This window comes from Microlunatus kandeliicorticis (assembly GCF_014137855.1).
Taxonomy (GTDB): domain Bacteria; phylum Actinomycetota; class Actinomycetes; order Propionibacteriales; family Propionibacteriaceae; genus Microlunatus; species Microlunatus kandeliicorticis.
In genome coordinates this window covers 511,918-528,479 of the sequence record NZ_JACGWT010000004.1, presented here as the reverse complement: position 1 = coordinate 528,479, position 16,562 = coordinate 511,918, and the positions used below count along the sequence as shown (strand labels likewise).

The following is a 16,562-nucleotide window of genomic DNA, read 5'->3' as shown; positions in this document are numbered from 1 at the left end:
CGACGGGCGTCCCCGACCCGGGGCCCTGAGCCCGTCGAAGGGCTCAGGGCACCGCGGCCCGTGGTCAGTGCGCGGCGAGCCAGTCGTCGCCGACGGCCTGCTGGGTCTTGAAGCCGGCCAGCACGGCCGGCGCGGCCGACTCCTCGAGCTTCTTGCCGAGCAGCGGCACGTTGACCTTGAGGTCGCCGGTCAGGGTGAGCACCGAGCCGCGACCGCCGGCGTAGAGCTGGTAGAAGCCCTTGAGGGTGACCGGCTGGCCCGGCACCGTCATGTCGACGTCCCCGCGCCGCGAGCCGTCGTCGCTCGGCTGCTCCCAGTGCACCTTCTCGACCACGGTGAGCGTCGAGCCGACGAACTTGCGGGCCGAGTCCGGTGCCGGCAGCTTGCGGCTGGCGGTGGTGTCGTTCCCGGTGCTGCTGGCCTCGAACTCGAGCGCGTGGCTGGCCCGGCAGACCTCCTCGAGGTAGCCCTGGTCGGTGAGCATGGTGAAGACCTGGTCAGGTTCGGCGGCGAATTCGACGCGGGACTCGATGTTCATGACCCCATCATGGCCGGGCCCGGCCGTCGCGGCTCGGTACGGGTCCGCGCGCCGGGGTGAGCCCCGGGTCGGCTCAGGGTGCCGGCCCGACGGCTCGGCCGGCGTTAACCTCGCCCTGGAACGCTGGAGGCAGGGACGGCGACGGGGCCGTCCCCGAGGCGTGGAACGGACGGGACGACGGTGGGCGTGATCGAGGCGGAGGCCGAGGCGGAGCGGGACAAGGCGGCCAAGCTGGCCACCATCGCCGACCGGGGTGCGGCGATCGCCCGGGAGGTCGGACAGGACCCGGCGGTCGTGCAGCGGTTCCTCCGGCACTACTTCCGCCACGTCGACGCCGAGGACATCGACGAGCGTGGCGTCGAGGACCTGCTCGGGCTCGTCGAGAGCCACTACCGGATGGCCATGCACCGCCGGCCCGGCGAGCCCGCGGTGGCCGTCTTCGACCCGGCGGCCGAGGGACGCGGCTGGGACGCGGACGGGGCGACGGTGGCCCAGGTCGTGACCGACGACCACCCGTTCCTGGTCGACTCGATCACCATGGAGGTGATCCGGCAGGGCTGGAGCCTGCACGAGGTCTACCACCCGCAGTTCCCGGTCCGTCGTGAGCCGGACGGCACGCTGATCGAGATCCTGCCCAGCGACCGGGCGGGGGCGGTCGCCGACGCGGTCCCCGAGTCGTGGATGCACCTCGAGCTGACCCCGCCGGCCGGCGGGGCCTCGAGCCCCGAGGAGGAACGTCGGGCCGAGGACGCGCTGGCCGAGGGCTTCCGGGAGGTGCTGCGCACCGTCGGGGTGGCGGTCGACGACTGGGACGCGATGCGCCGGGTCGCGCTCGAGGTCGTCGACGGGCTCGGCCGGGTGCCGGCCTCGGTGCCGGCCGAGCAGGTGCGGACCGCGGTGGACCTGCTGGCCTGGCTGGCCGCGGACCACTTCACCTTCCTGGGCTACCGGCGTTACCGGGTCGACCTTGCGCACCCCGACACTATGGCCCCGGTCCCCGGCACCGGGCTCGGCACGCTCCGGGACGACGCGGTGGCGGCCACCACCTTCGTCGCGCTGCCGCACGAGGTCGACGAGTCCGCCCGCGGCGACGGCGTCACCGCGCCGCCGCTGCTGGAGATCACCAAGACCGACGAGCGCTCGCGGGTGCACCGTCCGGCCTACCTCGACTACATCGGCGTCGGCTGCTACGACGAGACCGGCGCCCTGGTCGGCCAGCACCGCTTCCTCGGGCTGTTCTCCTCGGCCGCCTACCACGAGCCGGTGAGCCGGGTTCCGGTGATCGCCGCCAAGGCCGACGCGGTGCTGCGCCGCTCCGGGTACGACCCGGAGAGCCACGGCGGCAAGGCGATCATGGACGTGCTCAACACCTATCCGCGCGACGAGCTGTTCCAGGCCTCGGTGGCCGAGCTGTCCTACACGGTGGAGCGGATCGCCCACCTCAAGGAACGCCGCCAGGTCCGGCTGTTCTGCCGTCGTGAGCCGCACGGGCGCTACGTGTCCTGCCTGGTGTTCCTGCCCCGCGACCGCTACACCACCGACACCCGGACGGCGATGGAGCGGGTGCTGCTCGACGAGCTGGGCGGCAGCTCGATCGACTACACCGCCCGGTCCGGCGACTCGGTGCTGGCCCGGCTGCACTTCGTCGTCCGGCGGCCGGTCGGCGAGCCGATCGGCGAGCTCGACGTGCCGGCCCTGGAGCAGCGGCTGGCGGCGGTCTGCCGCACCTGGGACGACGCGTTCACCGACCAGGTCGCCGAAGCCACCGAGCGGCTCACCGGCACCGGCGGCAGCCGGCGCGCGGCCAGCCGTCCGCTGCTCGAGCTGATGGACGCGCTGCCCGAGGGCTATAAGGAGGACTACACCCCACGGCAGGCGCTCAAGGACCTCGAGGCGCTCAACTCGCTGCGGGCCGGCAGCATCATGGAGCTCGCGCTCTTCCGCCCCGAGCACCCCGACGACGAGGCCGACCTGCGGCTCAAGATCTTCCGCCGGGAGGCGTCGCTGTCGCTGTCGCGGGTGCTGCCGCACCTGTCGCTGCTCGGCGTCGACGTGATCGACGAGCGGCCCTACGAGCTGCGGTTCACCGACGGGCGGCGAGCCTTCGTCTACGACTTCGGTCTCCGCGTCCCGGGTGGGCCGGAGGCGGTGGGCTCCCGGTGGACGCCGGAGGCCCGGCAGCGGTTCATGGACGCGTTCCGCTCCTCCTACGAGGGCAGCAGCGAGCCGGACGCCTACAACCGGCTGGTGATGGCCGCCGGGCTCGACTGGCGCCAGGTCAGCCTGCTCCGCGCCATCGGGCGCTACCTGCGCCAGGGCGGGATCAGCTACAGCCAGAGCTACCTGGCCACCGCGCTGAGCAGCAACGTCGACCTGGCCCGGCTGCTGACCACCATGTTCGCGGTCCGCTTCGAACCCGACCTCGAGGACGACCAGCAGGCCCGGACCAGCCGCAGCCGCGAGCTGGCCCGGCAGATCCAGGCCGCCCTCGACGACGTGGCCAGCCTCGACCACGACCGGATCATCCGGTCCTTCCTCGCGGTGATCAACGCCACCGTGCGGACCAACGTCTACGTCCCGGGCACCGCGGTGACCACGCTCAAGCTGCTGCCGCGCAAGATCCCGGGGCTGCCCGAGCCGCGCCCGGCGTTCGAGATCTTCGTCTATGCGCCGCGGGTCGAGGGCGTCCACCTCCGGTTCGGCGCCGTCGCCCGCGGCGGTCTGCGCTGGTCGGACCGGGCCGAGGACTTCCGCACCGAGATCCTCGGGCTGGTCAAGGCGCAGATGGTCAAGAACACCGTGATCGTCCCCGTCGGCGCCAAGGGCGGCTTCTACGCCAAGCAGCTGCCGGACCCGAGCGTCGACCGCGACGCCTGGATGGCCGAGGGCATCGCCGCCTACCGGCTGTTCGTCTCCGGGCTGCTCGACGTCACCGACAACATCGTCGACGGCGCGGTGGTGCCGCCCGAGCGGGTGCTCCGCTACGACGACGACGACCCCTACCTGGTGGTGGCGGCCGACAAGGGCACCGCGACGTTCTCCGACCTCGCCAACGGGTTGGCGCTGGAGAAGGGCTTCTGGCTGGGCGACGCGTTCGCCTCCGGCGGTTCGGTCGGCTACGACCACAAGGCGATGGGCATCACCGCCAAGGGTGCCTGGGAGTCGGTGTTGCGGCACCTGCGCGAGCTCGGGATCGACGGCCAGCACGAGGACTTCCGCTGCGTCGGCATCGGGGACATGAGCGGCGACGTGTTCGGCAACGGCATGCTGCTCAGCCGGCACATCCGGCTGGTCGCCGCCTTCGACCACCGGCACGTCTTCGTCGACCCCGACCCGGACCCCGAGCGCAGCTGGGCCGAGCGCCGTCGGATGTTCGACCTGCCCCGGTCGAGCTGGGCCGACTACGACACCGCGCTGATCTCGGCCGGCGGCGGGGTGTTCCCGCGGACGGTGAAGTCGATCACGATCACCGAGCCGATGCGGACCGCGCTGGGGATCGAGCCCGGGGTGCAGGCGCTGTCGCCGACGGAGCTGATCACCGCGATCCTCAAGGCGCCGGTGGACCTGTTGTGGAACGGCGGGATCGGCACCTACGTCAAGTCCACCGCCGAGTCGCACGCCGACGTCGGCGACAAGGCGAACGACGCCGTCCGGGTCAACGGCGCCGACCTGCGCGCCCGCTCCGTCGGCGAGGGCGGCAACCTCGGGCTCACCCAGCTCGGCCGGATCGAGTACGCCGCGGCCGGGGGCTTGATCAACACCGACTTCATCGACAACTCGGCCGGCGTCGACACCTCCGACCACGAGGTCAACATCAAGATCCTGCTGGCGGCCGAGGTCGCCGCCGGCCGGTTGAGCGAGGAGGACCGCGACACGCTGCTGGCCTCGATGACCGACGAGGTCGCCGCGCTGGTGCTGGCCAACAACCGGGCGCAGAACACCGCGCTGGCCAACGCGGTGCACCAGGCGCCGTCGATGGCCGGGGTGCACGAGGACTGGATGCACCGGCTCGAGGAGCAGAGCCTGCTCGACCGGCGGATCGAGTCGATGCCGTCGACCGAGGAGATGACGGCCCGGCGCGAACGCGGCGAGGGCCTGCGCTCGCCCGAGCTGTGCACGCTGCTCGCCTACACCAAGATCGTTCTCGAGCGCGAGGTGCTCGGCTCGGACCTGCCCGACGACCCGGCCCTGCACCACTTCCTGGTCGACTACTTCCCGTCGGCGCTCCGCGAGCGGTACGCCGACCGGATGGACGCCCACCGGCTGCACCGCGAGATCATCACCACGCTGGTGGTCAACGAGTTCGTCAACACCTCCGGGATCAGCTGCTACCACCGGCTGTCGGGCGAGACCGGCGGCACCGTGCCCGACGTGATCCGCGCGCACCTGGCCGCCCGCGCGATCTTCGACGCGGACGCGCTCGAGGCCCGGATCCGCGAGCTCGACCACCAGGTCGCCGCCGGGACCCAGACCCGGCTGCGGCTCGAGGTCCGGACGCTGGTCGAGCGGGCCACCCGGTGGCTGGTCAACAACCGGCGCAGCCCGATCGACATCGGTGCCGCCGTCGAGCAGTTCCGGGCCGGTGTGCAGGCGGTCACCAGGGCACTGCCCGACGTCCTCCAGGGCCGTGAGCAGGAGGCCCGGCGGGCCAGGGCTGCGCGTTCGGTCGAGGAGGGGGTGCCGGAGGCGCTGGCCGGCACGCTCGCCGGGCTCCCGGCCGCGTACGGGGCGCTGACCATCGTCCAGACCGCCGGTCGCACCGGCCACGACCCGGTCGAGGTGGCCCGGGTGCACTTCGCGCTCGGCGAGCGGCTCGGGATCGACGTGCTGCTCACCCGGATCATCGAGCTGCCCCGCGACGACCGCTGGCAGACGATGGCCCGGGCGGCGCTCCGCGACGACCTGCACAGCGTCCACGCGGCGCTGACCGCCGAGGTGCTGGCCGTCCCGGTCGACGGAACCACCGGAGCGGACGCGCGGGTCGAGGCCTGGGAGCAGCAGGCGGCCCCGATCGGCCGGGCGGTGCAGACCCTCGGATCGATCTGCGCCGGCGAGCCCGACCTGGCCCGGATGTCGGTGGGTCTGCAGGTGGTCCGCGGGTTGCTGCCGGCCGAGGGGTGAGCCGGTCCGGGAGAATGGGCGCCATGGCCATGCGGATCGACCTGCACACCCACTCGAACGTCTCCGACGGCACCGACGAGCCGGCCGCGCTGGTCGAGGCCGCCGCCCGGTCCGGGCTCGCCGTGGTCGCGCTGACCGACCACGACACCTTCGACGGGCTCGACGAGGCCCAGGCCGCCGGCGAGCGGCTCGGCGTCGAGGTGGTCCGCGGGGTCGAGCTGTCCACCCGCTACGGCGACGACAGCGTCCACCTGCTCGGCTACGGCGTCGACGAGACCGACCCGGCGCTGTCCGCCGAGATGGCGGCGATCCGCGACGGCCGCGAGCGCCGGCTGCAGATCATGGTGCAGCGGCTCAACGACCTCGGGATCATGATCACCGAGGAGATGGTGCTGGCCCAGGCCGGCGACAGCCCGTCGCTCGGTCGTCCGCACTTCGCCGACGCGATGGTCGCGCACGGCGACGTCGCCGACCGCACCGAGGCCTTCGACCGGTGGCTGGCCGAGGGGCGTCCCGGCTACGTCGGCCGGCACGCCGTCGACCTGGAACGGGCGATCGGGCTGGTCCGCGGGGCCGGCGGCGTCGCGGTGGTCGCGCACCCGTGGGGGCGGGGTCGCGCCGAGACCCTGCCCACCGACGTGCTGCAGACCATGATCACCGAGCACGGCCTGGACGGGATCGAGGTCGACCACCAGGACCATGATCAGCAGACCCGGGCGGCGCTGCGGGCCTTCGCCACCGAGGCCGGCGTGCTGATCACCGGCTCGAGCGACTACCACGGCACCGGCAAGGTCGACCACGACCTCGGCTGCAACACCACCGATCCCGAGATGTTCGACCGGCTGCAGCGGCTGGTGGGGGAGCGGCGCGGGCAGCCGAGCGGGCCGGCCGCGTGACCGCCCGCGTCATCGCGGTCGCCAACCAGAAGGGCGGGGTGGCCAAGACCACCACCGTCGCCTCGCTCGGCGCGGCGCTGGCCGAGCGCGGCCGCCGGGTACTGCTCGTCGACCTCGACCCGCAGGCCTGCCTGACCTTCGCGCTCGGCGTCGACCCCGAGGACCTGGGCGCCTCGGTCCACCAGGTGCTGCTGGGCGAGCGCCCGGCCGCCGAGGTGATCATGCACACCGAGGACGGCACCGACCTGCTGCCGGCCACCATCGAGCTGGCCACCGCCGAGCAGGTGCTGATCACCCGGACCGGCCGCGAGCGGCTGCTCAAGCTGGCGCTGGCCCCGGTGCTGCGGCGCTACGACGACGTGCTGCTCGACTGCCCGCCCAGCTTGGGCGTGCTCACCACGGTGGCGCTGACCGCGGCGCACCAGGTGCTGATCCCCTTGCAATGCGAGACGCTCAGCCACCGCGGGGTCGGACAGCTGCTCGACACCGTCCACGACGTCCGGACGGTCACCAACCGCCGGCTCCGGGTGCTCGGGGTGCTGCCCACCCTGTTCGACTCCCGGACCACCCACTCCCGGCTGGTGCTCGAGCGGATCGGCGACGACTACGGCGTCCCGGTGCTCGAGCCGCCGATCCCCAAGACGGTGCGGTTCGCCGAGGCGCCGGCGACCGGGCGCAGCATCCTGGCCACCGCCGGCCGCAACCGCGGCGCGCAGGCCTACCGCGAGCTCGCCGGACGGCTCCTCGAACCCGCCTAGGCCGGAGCGCGGTCTAGGCTGGAGACCGATGAAGGCACCAGTCGAATACCAGGTCGAGCGGGTCAAGCTCGGCCGCCACCTGTCGCGTGGTGCGGTCCGCCGGCTGCTCACCGACCAGGCCGAGTACGGCGGCTGGGAGCTGACCCGGCTCCGCCGCTACTCCGACGGCACCCGCGAGGTGTGGATCCGTCGCAAGATCATCAAGGTGATGTCGACCCTCGACGCCTGAGCCGGACCCGCGCGTCGGACTCCGGCAGGGCCGCTGCCGTCAGCTCGACGGGCTGCGGCGGGCGGCCATCGCGCCGCCCGAGACGTCGTCGAGCGCGGTGGCGATCTCGGCGGGCAGCCGCTGCTCCTCCGCCTCCAGGGCCGGGGCCAGCTGGGCCGCCGTCCGGGCCCCGAGCAGCGGGGCGGTGACCCCGGGGGCGTCGCGCACCCAGAGCAGCGCGACCTGCAGCGGGGTCAGGTCGAGCCCGGCGGCGGCCTTGGCCACCGCCTCGACCACCGCCCGCGACCGGGTCTCGAGGTAGGGCTCGACGAACCAGCCGAAGTGCGCGCTGGCCCCGCGCGAGCCACGGGGGAGTGCCTGGCGGTACTTCCCGGTCAGCACCCCGCGGCCCAGCGGTGACCACGGGAAGAAGCCGAGCCCGAGCGCCCGGATCGCGGGCAGCACCTCGACCTCGGCGCGGCGGGCCAGCAGCGAGTACTCGGTCTGCGCGCTGGCGATCGCGGCCCGGCCGGGAACCGCCCGCTGCCAGGTGGCGGCCTGCGCGGTCTGCCAGCCGACGAAGTTGGACAGCCCGACGTACCGGGCCCGTCCGCTCTGCACGGCGTAGTCGAGCGCGGAGAGCGTCTCCTCCAGCGGCGCCGGACCCCAGGCGTGCACCTGCCAGAGGTCGACGTGGTCGGTGCCGAGCCGGCGCAGCGAGCCCTCGAGGTCGCGGAGCAGGGCCCGCCTCGAGGTGTCGACGATCCGGCTGCCGTCGCGGATGACGAACCCGGCCTTGGTGGCGATCACCAGGTCTTCGCGCCGGACCACGTCGCCGATCAGCCGACCGATCATCCGCTCGGCCTCGCCGGCGGCGTAGGCGGCCGCGGTGTCGACCAGCGTGCCGCCCGCGGTGCAGAAGGCGTCGAGCAGCCCGCGAGCGTCCTCGGCGCTGACGTCGCGCCCCCAGGTCATGGTGCCGAGCCCGAGCCGCGAGACCCGCAGCCCGCTGTCACCGACCCGCCGCTGCTCCATGCGCCGACCCTAACCGGACGCCTCCGCCCGCCCCCTGCACCGACCCGCCGCCCGCCCGGCCCGCCCGGCCCGCCCAGCGCCAGCCCTGCCGCGGGCCCCGCCGCCCCACGACCCGCCGCCTCACGACCGGACGCTCCACCCGACGTCGCACCGCCCCCGTCCACGTCGCACGCCGTCTACGCGGTGCGAGGTGGTCGCGGAGGGTGCGAGGTGGCATCACGCGCGGGCTACCCTCGGGCCGTGGCGATGCGGCTGGCGCTCAACCTCGGTTACCTGGTGGGACGCGACGACCCGGCCGGTCAGCTGGCCCTGGCCGAGCGGGCCGAGAGCCTGGGGTTCGCCTCGGTCTGGGTGGCGGAGGCGTACGGGTCGGACAGCCCGAGCGTGCTGGCCTGGCTGGCCGGGCAGACCAGCACCATCGGGCTCGGCTCGGGGGTGATGCAGATCCCGGCCCGCACCCCGGCGATGACTGCGATGACCGCGGCCAGCCTCGACCTGCTCACCGGTGGGCGGTTCTCGCTGGGGCTCGGGGTGTCCGGCCCGCAGGTCTCCGAGGGCTGGCACGGTGTCCGGTTCGACGCGCCGCTGGCCCGGACCCGCGAGTACGTCGACATCGTCCGCGCCGCGCTGGCCCGCGAGACTCTCAGCTACGCCGGGACGCACTACACGCTGCCGCTGCCCGACGGACCCGGAAGGCCGCTCAAGCTGACCATCGCCCCGGCCCGCGAGCGGATCCCCGTCTACCTGGCCGCGGTCGGTCCGCGGAACGTCGAGCTGGCCGGCGAGATCGCCGACGGCTGGCTGGCCGTCTTCTACGCCCCGGGCTACGCCGACGAGCAGCTGGCCCGGCTCCGCGCCGGGCAGCAGCGCGCCGGACGCGGCCCCGACAGCGTCGACGTGCTGGCCACCGTCCCGCTGGTCACCGGCCCCGACCCCGAGGCGTGCGCCGAGCCGGTCCGCTCCTACGCCGCCCTCTACGTCGGCGGGATGGGCAGCCGGAAGCAGAACTTCTACAACGACCTCGCCGTCCGGATGGGTTACGCGGCCGAGGCGGCCGAGATCCAGGACCTCTTCCTCGCCGGCCGGCACCGAGACGCGATGGCCGCGGTGCCCTACCGGTTCGTCGACGACACCTCGCTGCTCGGCGACGTCGACCGGCTGACCGAACGACTGGCCCGGCTGGCCGAAGCCGGGGTGACCACCTGCGCGGTGACGCCGTACGGCCGCGGGCTCGAGACCCGGCTCGCGGCGCTCGACACGGTCGCCGAGGCGCACCGGCGCGCCGGTCTGGCCTGACCGCCCCGTGACGATCCACAGCGAGCACCCGTTCGCCGACCCCGACCCGGCCCGCAACCCGCTCCGGAGGATCCGCGGCCGGCTGGTCGCGCCGGTCACCGTGTGGGCGACCGGACGCGGCGCGGACCGCGCCGGGCTGACCGTCTCGTCGGTGCTGGTCGCCGACGGCGACCCCGGCGAGGTGGTCGGGCTGGTCGACGGCGACTCCGAGCTCGCCGACGCCCTCGAGCCCGACGGTCTGCTGGCGGTCAGCGTCCTCGATCACCGGCACCGGGCGGTCGCCGACGTCTTCGCCGGCCTCGCGCCCTCACCCGGCGGTATCTTCCGCACCGGCGACTGGACCGACGGGGCTTGGGGACCGGTGCTCGACGACGTCGCCTGGATCGGCGTGCGACTGCCGGCGACCGCGCCCGACCGCGCCGGCTGGGCGCTGCTCGTCCGGGGCCGGATCGAGCAGCTCGGCCTCGGACCGGACGGCGTCGAACCGCTCGGCTGGTACCGCGGGGGCTACCGGCACCTCACCGACTGACCTCCAACGACTGGGCTCACCGACCGGACCCACCGACTGGCCCGGGCGGCCGCGGGACGCTCGGCTAGGGTCGGAAACCGTCGCATCCGAGCACCGCCCGGAGCCCGCGCACGAGAGAAGGAAGCCCTGTGCCCACTGTCCTGCTGGTCCGGCACGGCCGCACCACCGCCAACGCGACGGGCGTGCTGGCCGGACGCACCCCGGGCGTCGAGCTCGACGAGGTCGGTCGCCGCCAGGCCGAGGAGGCGGGCCGCCGGACCGCCGAGCTGCCGGTCCGCGCGATCGTCAGCTCACCGCTGCAGCGTTGCCGGCAGACCGCCCAGGCGCTGCTCGCGGCCCGACCGGCGCCCTGCCCGACGGCCACCGAGAAGGGGCTGATCGAGGCCGGCTACGGCGACTGGACCGGCAAGGCGCTCAAGGACCTGGCCAAGGAGAAGCTCTGGAAGACCGTCCAGACCCAGCCGTCGGCGGTCCGGTTCCCGGGCGGGGAGTCGATGACCGAGATGTCGGCCCGCGCGGTCGACGCGGTGCACCGGTGGAACGCCACCCTCGCGGCCGAGCACGGCGAGGACGCGCTGTGGGTCGCGGTCAGCCACGGGGACGTGATCAAGGCGATCCTCGCCGACGCGCTCGGCATGCACCTCGACGCGTTCCAGCGGATCATGGTCGATCCGGCGTCGATCTCGGTGGTCAGCTACACCGACGCCCGGCCCTACGTGCTGCGGATGAACTCGACCAGCGCCGACCTGGCCGCGCTGCTGGCCAAGCCGGCCAAGAAGACGGCCCGGTCACGGCGTTCCCCGTCGGCCGACGCCGCCGTCGGCGGTGGTCTGGGCGCCGGTGAAGCACCGGCCTGACGCCCACCGGACAGGCATAGGCTGACGGCATGGCCATTCTCGTTCACCGTTACGACCGACCCGACCGGTTCGTGGCCGGCACCGTCGGTCAGCCGGGCGAGCGCACCTTCTTCCTCCAGGCCCGCGAGGGCAACCGCATCACCAGCGTCGTGGTCGAGAAGCAGCAGGTCTCGGTGCTCGCCGAGCACATGGAGCGCGTCCTCGACGAGGTCGTCCGGCGCAGCGGCGGCGACGTGGCCGTGCCGCCGCCGGTCACCCGGGCCGGCGACAACTCGCCGCTGGACGCCCCGATCACCGAGGAGTTCCGGGTCGGGACGATGACCATCGCCTGGGACCCCACCATCGACCGGGTGGTGGTCGAGCTGTTCTCCAACGTCGACAGCGACGAGGAGTCCGAGACCGACGCCGAGCAAGCCGCGGCCGCCGACACCGCCGAGGAGGTGGAGATCTCGGCCGACGAGGTGATCGTCGTCAAGATCACCGCCGCCTACGCCCGCGACTTCGTGGCCCGGGCCCAGGCGCTGGTCGCCGCGGGCCGGCCGCCGTGCCCGTTCTGCCTGCAGCCGATCGACGCCGAGGGCCACATCTGCCCCCGGGCCAACGGGTACCGGAGACCGCTGTTCTGAGTCCGGACGCCACCCGCGACGGGAACTGACGACATGGCCGCCGAACCCACTCCCGACCGGCACGCCGACGCGCGCCCCGAGCACCCGGCGCTGACCACGGTGCTCGGCGACGGCGACTTCGAGATCACCGGGCGTCTCACCCAGGCCTCGAACGCCACCTTCGTCGGGCAGCTCCGCGGCGAGGACGGCGACGTGCAGTGCGTCTACAAGCCGATCCGCGGCGAGCGCCCGCTGTGGGACTTCCCGCGGCACACGCTGGCCTTCCGCGAGGTCGCCGCCTACCGGATCTCCCGGCTCGGCGGGTTCGACGTCGTCCCCGTCACCGTGCTCGCCGACGGTCCCGCCGGCACCGGCTCGCTCCAGGTCTGGGTCGAGGAGGACGAGGACCCGGCCCACCCGCTGGTCGACCTGGTGCCCACCAAGAAGCTGCCGCGGAAGGGCTACTTCGACGTCGTCGAGGGCCTCGACCGTTATGACAGCAGCGTCTCGGTGATCCACGCCGACCACCCGCTGCTCCGCTCGATGGCCGTCTTCGACGCGCTGGTGAACAACGCCGACCGCAAGGGCGGACACATCATCGGCAGCGAGGGACGGGTCTTCGGGGTCGACCACGGGATCTGCTTCCACACGGAGGACAAGCTCCGCACCATCCTGTGGGGCTGGGCCGGCTCGCCGCTCGACGAGGCCGACATCGCGCACATCTGTGCGGTCCAGGAGGGCGCGATCGACGAGATCGCCGACCTGCTCTCCGACGACGAGATCGAGGCGCTGCTGCTCCGCGCCGAGGGGCTGTTGGCGGCGGGGGAGCTGCCGCTGCCCGGGGGCGGGTGGCCGAACATCCCCTGGCCGCCGTTCTAGATTTTTGAGGTCTTCTCGCGCACGCCGCGCCTGGACGGCTCGTTCTTCCTCCTCGTTCGCGGGGACGGAAGAGCGTGTCCCCGCGAGCCTCGTCGTGCAGAACGACCCGGGCGCGGCTCGGAGGACGCTCGAAGACGTGAGCGGTGGCGGACGCTCGGGGACCGGATGGGCTGACCGGTGAGGGTCCACCGGGCGTGCGCCCATAAGGTGATCCGGTGCAGGCCTGGAGATCTCCGTCGATTCCGCAGCTGACCGAACCGGCGGACGGGTGGCCCGAGCTGCTGGTGCGGGACACCGCGACCGGGCAGCTGGCCCCGGCGGTGCCGGCCGACGGCGGCCCGGCCCGGATGTACGTCTGCGGGATCACGCCCTACGACGCGACCCACATGGGGCACGCGAACACCTACCTGACCTTCGACCTGCTCAACCGGGCCTGGCGGGACCGGGGGATCGGGGTGGTCTACGTCCAGAACATCACCGACGTCGACGACCCGCTGCTCGAGCGCGCGGAGGCGACCGGCGTCACCTGGACCGACCTGGCCGAGCGCGAGATCCAGTTGTTCCGCGACGACATGACCGCGCTCAACGTCGTCCCGCCGGACCACTACATCGGCGCGGTCGAGTCGATCGACCTGGTGGTCGGGCTGATCGAGCGGCTCCAGCGGGCCGGTGCGGTCTACCCGGTCCGCGACGAGGAGTACCCCGACCTCTACTTCCGGGTGCACGACGACGCCGCGTTCGGATCGGTCGGGCACCTGAGCGCCGAGGAGGCCGCGGCGACGTTCGCTGAGCGTGGCGGGGACCCCGACCGGCCCGGCAAGGACGACCCGCTCGACTGCCTGGTCTGGCGGCTCGAGCGGCCCGGCGAACCCGCCTGGGACAGCCCGTTCGGACGCGGCCGCCCCGGCTGGCACATCGAGTGCACCGCGATCGCGCTCGACCGGCTCGGCACCGACTTCGACGTCCAGGGCGGCGGCAGCGACCTGGTCTTCCCGCACCACGAGATGTGCGCCTCGGGTGGCCGGGTGGCCACCGGCGAGGAGTTCGCGCGGCGGTACGTGCACGGCGGCATGGTCGGGCTCGACGGCGAGAAGATGAGCAAGTCCAAGGGCAACCTGGTGCTGGTCTCCCGGCTCCGCGAGGCGGGCGTCGACCCGATGGCGGTCCGGCTGGCGCTGCTGGCCAACCGCTACGCCGACGACTGGTCGTGGACCGACGAGCTCCAGCACGAGGCCGAGGCCCGGCTCGCCCGCTGGCGCACGGCGGTCGACGCGGGCAGTGCCGGGCCGGCCGACCCGGTGATCGCCGAGGTGCGCGCCGCGCTGGCCCACGACCTCGACGCCCCGGCCGCGCTGGCCGCGGTCGACCGCTGGGCCGGGACCGACGCCGGCGGTTCGAGCGGGTCGGGCGCCGAGGACGGGCGCCGGGTGGCCGCAGCCGTCGACGCGCTGCTCGGTGTCCGGCTCAGCGACGCACGCTGAGCTTGTCGAAGCGCCCTTCGACGGGCTCAGGGCACCGTGGGCGGGCATGCGCGCTGAGCTTGTCGAAGCGCCTTCCTGCGCGCTGAGCCCTGCCAGCGCCCTTCGACGGGCACAGGGCACCGTGGGTGAGGACGCGCGCTGAGCCCTACCAGCGCCCTTCGACTGGCTCAGGGCACCGTGGGTGGGTACGCGCGCTGAGCTTGTCGAAGCGCTCTCGTGCTCGCTGACCTCCGGGGAGGGTCGAGCCGGTGGCCCCGCCGCTGGCTACGGCGGGACCACCGGACGCCACCGCGTCGGCACCCGTCGTCCGGGTGGAGGGCCGGTGTTCGTGACGGTGGCCGACGGCGGTGTGGACGTCCCCGGGGCGCGGCGCGAGGTCACAGCGCCGCGCCCGGGGACCACGGGTAGAGAACGCCCCCCGATGAGCTCTACCCGTTGCACCGGTGGGTCACATCAGCTCGGCACCAGCGCCCCCACGCGACTGGCGCTGGTCGATTCCTCGACTCCGCGGACGGGTTCCCGTGGTCGCGCCTGGCGTCGGACCGCGCGCACGCCGAGGGGCACCTCGGACGGCGCGGTGCAGACGACGCCGGCGTCACCGCCGGAGCCACCCGCGGTGGCTGAGCTGACGGACGCTCCACCGGTCGGCTCGGTGCACCCGGGGGCACCCGGGTCGTCCGAGCCGGCCTGAGGGACGGCCGCCTGGGCGACCGTCAGGACCGGGGTCGCCTCACCCGCGGGCGGGAGGGCGACCGTCGGTCGTCGGGTGCGGTCGGTCGACACGGGGTGTCCGAGGGCGCCGTCGGTGCGGTCGCGTCCGGTCAGGGACGCCGGCCGAGGTACGGCAGATCCGACCGGCGCCGCGGCGGGCGTCGGTGGGACGGACGTGAGGACACGCGTGGTGTGCACGGGTACTCCCGAGAGGTCGATCGATCCGGACGGGCGCGGGCCGAGGCGCGGACGCGCGTCGGCCCCACGCCGGGCTCACGAGGGGAGCCGGGTGGGGTGGATCGACCGGGATCAGTCGGGGCGGTGCTTCGCGAGCGCCAGCAGGGCGCTACGGCCGGACAGATCGTCCGGGGTGGCCGCCTGCGCACGGAGTGCGGCAGCGGCCGTCTCGCCGAGACAGGCGGCGAGGACGTGACCGGTGGAACCGGTCGGACCAGCGCCGCCGTCACCACCGTGGGTGGGAGCGGGCGACGTCGGGGCGTTCTGGATGAGCCCGACCGGGCCGGGTGCCTCCGGCTGCGGAGCCGTCGGCCCGTGCGGGGTGTCGGACCCGGCGGTCGTGGCCGGGTGCGGGGTGGCGGCCCGGAGGGGCGCCGCCTCGAGGGAGCCCTCGGCTCGGGGCGCCGCCAGCGGAGCGCGCACCGCGTCGGTCGGCGGGGCGACGGACGTGACGGCCGGAGTACCCGGCGGCGTGGAGACGGTGCCGGCGTGGACGGTGTCGCTCGGCGTGGTGGCCCCGTCCCCGCGACCGTCGACGGCGCCGATCACCGGACTGAGGACCGGACTGATCGCCGGGCTGACGACCGGGGTCAGCGATCCGAGGCTGGTACCCAGGGGAGCCAGCACCGGCGTGAGGGTCTGGGTGACCGGGGTGAGGGTCTGGGTGACCGGGGTGAGCCTGCCGAGCACCGGCGTGACCGCCGAGGTCACCGGAGCCGCGATCGGCGACACCACCGGGGGGACCAGCGGCTCAACGGCCGTGGTGACCACCGGTTCGATGACCGTGCTCACCACCGGCGTGACCACGGGCTGGACGACCTGAGTCACCACGGGCTGGACGACCTGACTCACCACCGGCTCGACGACCTGGCCGACTACCGGGCTGACGACGTGACTCACCACCGGCTCGACGACCCTGCCGACTAGCGGGCTGACGACCGCGCCGGCCACCGGCACGACGACCTGACTCAGCACCGGCTCGACGACGTGACTCGCCGCCGGCTCGACGACCGTGGTCGTGAGTCCGGTGACGGGGCGCGTGGTCACGGGACGGGTGACGTCGCCGACGACGGCGTCGACGGTCCCGGTCAGCGGGGTCGCGACGGTCGCTGCGGTGCGGGTCAGCGGGGTCGCGACGGTCGCTGCGGTGCGGGTCACCGGCGTTGCGACGGTCGCTGCGGTGCGGGTCACCGGCGTTGCGACGGTCGCTGCGGTGCGGGTCACCGGCGTTGCGACGGTCGCTGCGGTACGGGTCACCGGGGTCAGCGTCTCGCCGACGGCGGTCGTGGCCGGGGTGATCGCAGTCGAGACCGTCCGAGTGGCCGGCTGTGTCGCGGTGGCGACCGTCCGGGTGACCTCGGCCACCTGGGCGGCGGTGGCGGCGGCCGGAGCGGCCACGTCAGCCGTGACC

Annotated in this window: 13 protein-coding genes; 10 read left to right on the top strand and 3 right to left on the bottom strand. The window is 73.9% G+C overall.

Annotated features, from left to right (window positions below; genetic code table 11):
• Nucleotides 1–64: 64 nt before the first annotated feature.
• Nucleotides 65–538, bottom strand: coding sequence for a DUF2505 domain-containing protein (locus FHX74_RS14645; protein WP_182560884.1), 474 nt, complete (start codon nt 536–538; stop codon nt 65–67).
• 186 nt (nt 539–724) lie between these two features.
• Here FHX74_RS14645 and FHX74_RS14640 point away from each other — a divergent pair, with 186 nt between their 5' ends.
• The 4 genes from FHX74_RS14640 to FHX74_RS14625 are packed head-to-tail and all read left to right on the top strand — an operon-like array spanning nt 725 to nt 7,542.
• Nucleotides 725–5,659: an NAD-glutamate dehydrogenase gene (locus tag FHX74_RS14640; protein WP_182560883.1), complete on the top strand. Its 4,935-nt coding sequence runs from the start codon at nt 725–727 to the stop codon at nt 5,657–5,659.
• A 29-nt stretch (nt 5,660–5,688) separates the two neighbouring features.
• Complete coding sequence (locus FHX74_RS14635) at nt 5,689–6,555, top strand: PHP domain-containing protein (RefSeq protein WP_182560968.1); 867 nt, start codon at nt 5,689–5,691, stop codon at nt 6,553–6,555.
• On the top strand, nt 6,552–7,313 hold the full coding sequence (locus FHX74_RS14630; RefSeq protein WP_182560882.1) for a ParA family protein: 762 nt from the start codon (nt 6,552–6,554) through the stop codon (nt 7,311–7,313). Before FHX74_RS14635 ends, FHX74_RS14630 begins: the two co-directional genes overlap by 4 nt.
• Before the next feature lie 28 nt (nt 7,314–7,341).
• A complete protein-coding gene (locus FHX74_RS14625; RefSeq protein WP_182560881.1) occupies nt 7,342–7,542 on the top strand; it encodes a DUF5703 family protein in 201 nt (66 codons plus the stop codon).
• Between the two features lie 39 nt (nt 7,543–7,581).
• Here FHX74_RS14625 and FHX74_RS14620 read toward each other — a convergent pair whose 3' ends face one another.
• Nucleotides 7,582–8,556, bottom strand: coding sequence for an aldo/keto reductase (locus tag FHX74_RS14620; RefSeq protein WP_182560880.1), 975 nt, complete (start codon nt 8,554–8,556; stop codon nt 7,582–7,584).
• Nucleotides 8,557–8,802: 246 nt separating this feature from the next.
• On the opposite strand from FHX74_RS14620, the gene FHX74_RS14615 reads away from it, so the two are divergent.
• From FHX74_RS14615 to mshC, 6 genes are all read left to right on the top strand, one after another.
• Nucleotides 8,803–9,852 (top strand): LLM class F420-dependent oxidoreductase, encoded by a 1,050-nt coding sequence (locus FHX74_RS14615; RefSeq protein WP_182560967.1) that lies wholly within the window; start codon nt 8,803–8,805, stop codon nt 9,850–9,852.
• 7 nt (nt 9,853–9,859) lie between these two features.
• Complete coding sequence (locus tag FHX74_RS14610; protein WP_182560879.1) at nt 9,860–10,381, top strand: flavin reductase family protein; 522 nt, start codon at nt 9,860–9,862, stop codon at nt 10,379–10,381.
• A 128-nt stretch (nt 10,382–10,509) separates the two neighbouring features.
• Complete coding sequence (locus FHX74_RS14605; protein ID WP_182560878.1) at nt 10,510–11,238, top strand: histidine phosphatase family protein; 729 nt, start codon at nt 10,510–10,512, stop codon at nt 11,236–11,238.
• Nucleotides 11,239–11,267: 29 nt separating this feature from the next.
• Complete coding sequence (locus FHX74_RS14600) at nt 11,268–11,864, top strand: DUF3090 domain-containing protein (protein ID WP_182560877.1); 597 nt, start codon at nt 11,268–11,270, stop codon at nt 11,862–11,864.
• A 33-nt stretch (nt 11,865–11,897) separates the two neighbouring features.
• Nucleotides 11,898–12,722 (top strand): SCO1664 family protein, encoded by an 825-nt coding sequence (locus FHX74_RS14595; RefSeq protein WP_182560876.1) that lies wholly within the window; start codon nt 11,898–11,900, stop codon nt 12,720–12,722.
• Between the two features lie 215 nt (nt 12,723–12,937).
• Nucleotides 12,938–14,203, top strand: coding sequence for a cysteine--1-D-myo-inosityl 2-amino-2-deoxy-alpha-D-glucopyranoside ligase (gene mshC, locus FHX74_RS14590; RefSeq protein ID WP_182560875.1), 1,266 nt, complete (start codon nt 12,938–12,940; stop codon nt 14,201–14,203).
• Between the two features lie 1,020 nt (nt 14,204–15,223).
• On the opposite strand, the gene FHX74_RS14585 is transcribed toward mshC, so the two are convergent.
• Nucleotides 15,224–16,549, bottom strand: coding sequence for a hypothetical protein (locus tag FHX74_RS14585; protein ID WP_182560874.1), 1,326 nt, complete (start codon nt 16,547–16,549; stop codon nt 15,224–15,226).
• Nucleotides 16,550–16,562: the final 13 nt, after the last annotated feature.

Bases quoted from the DNA above. Each gene is read 5' to 3' on its own strand.
- FHX74_RS14625 (WP_182560881.1), top strand. From the start codon at position 7,342: ATGAAGGCACCAGTCGAATACCAGGTCGAGCGGGTCAAGCTCGGCCGC.
- FHX74_RS14600 (WP_182560877.1), top strand. From the start codon at position 11,268: ATGGCCATTCTCGTTCACCGTTACGACCGACCCGACCGGTTCGTGGCC.
- FHX74_RS14645 (WP_182560884.1), bottom strand. From the start codon at position 538: ATGAACATCGAGTCCCGCGTCGAATTCGCCGCCGAACCTGACCAGGTC.
- FHX74_RS14615 (WP_182560967.1), top strand. From the start codon at position 8,803: ATGCGGCTGGCGCTCAACCTCGGTTACCTGGTGGGACGCGACGACCCG.
- FHX74_RS14595 (WP_182560876.1), top strand. From the start codon at position 11,898: ATGGCCGCCGAACCCACTCCCGACCGGCACGCCGACGCGCGCCCCGAG.
- FHX74_RS14635 (WP_182560968.1), top strand. From the start codon at position 5,689: ATGCGGATCGACCTGCACACCCACTCGAACGTCTCCGACGGCACCGAC.
- FHX74_RS14620 (WP_182560880.1), bottom strand. From the start codon at position 8,556: ATGGAGCAGCGGCGGGTCGGTGACAGCGGGCTGCGGGTCTCGCGGCTC.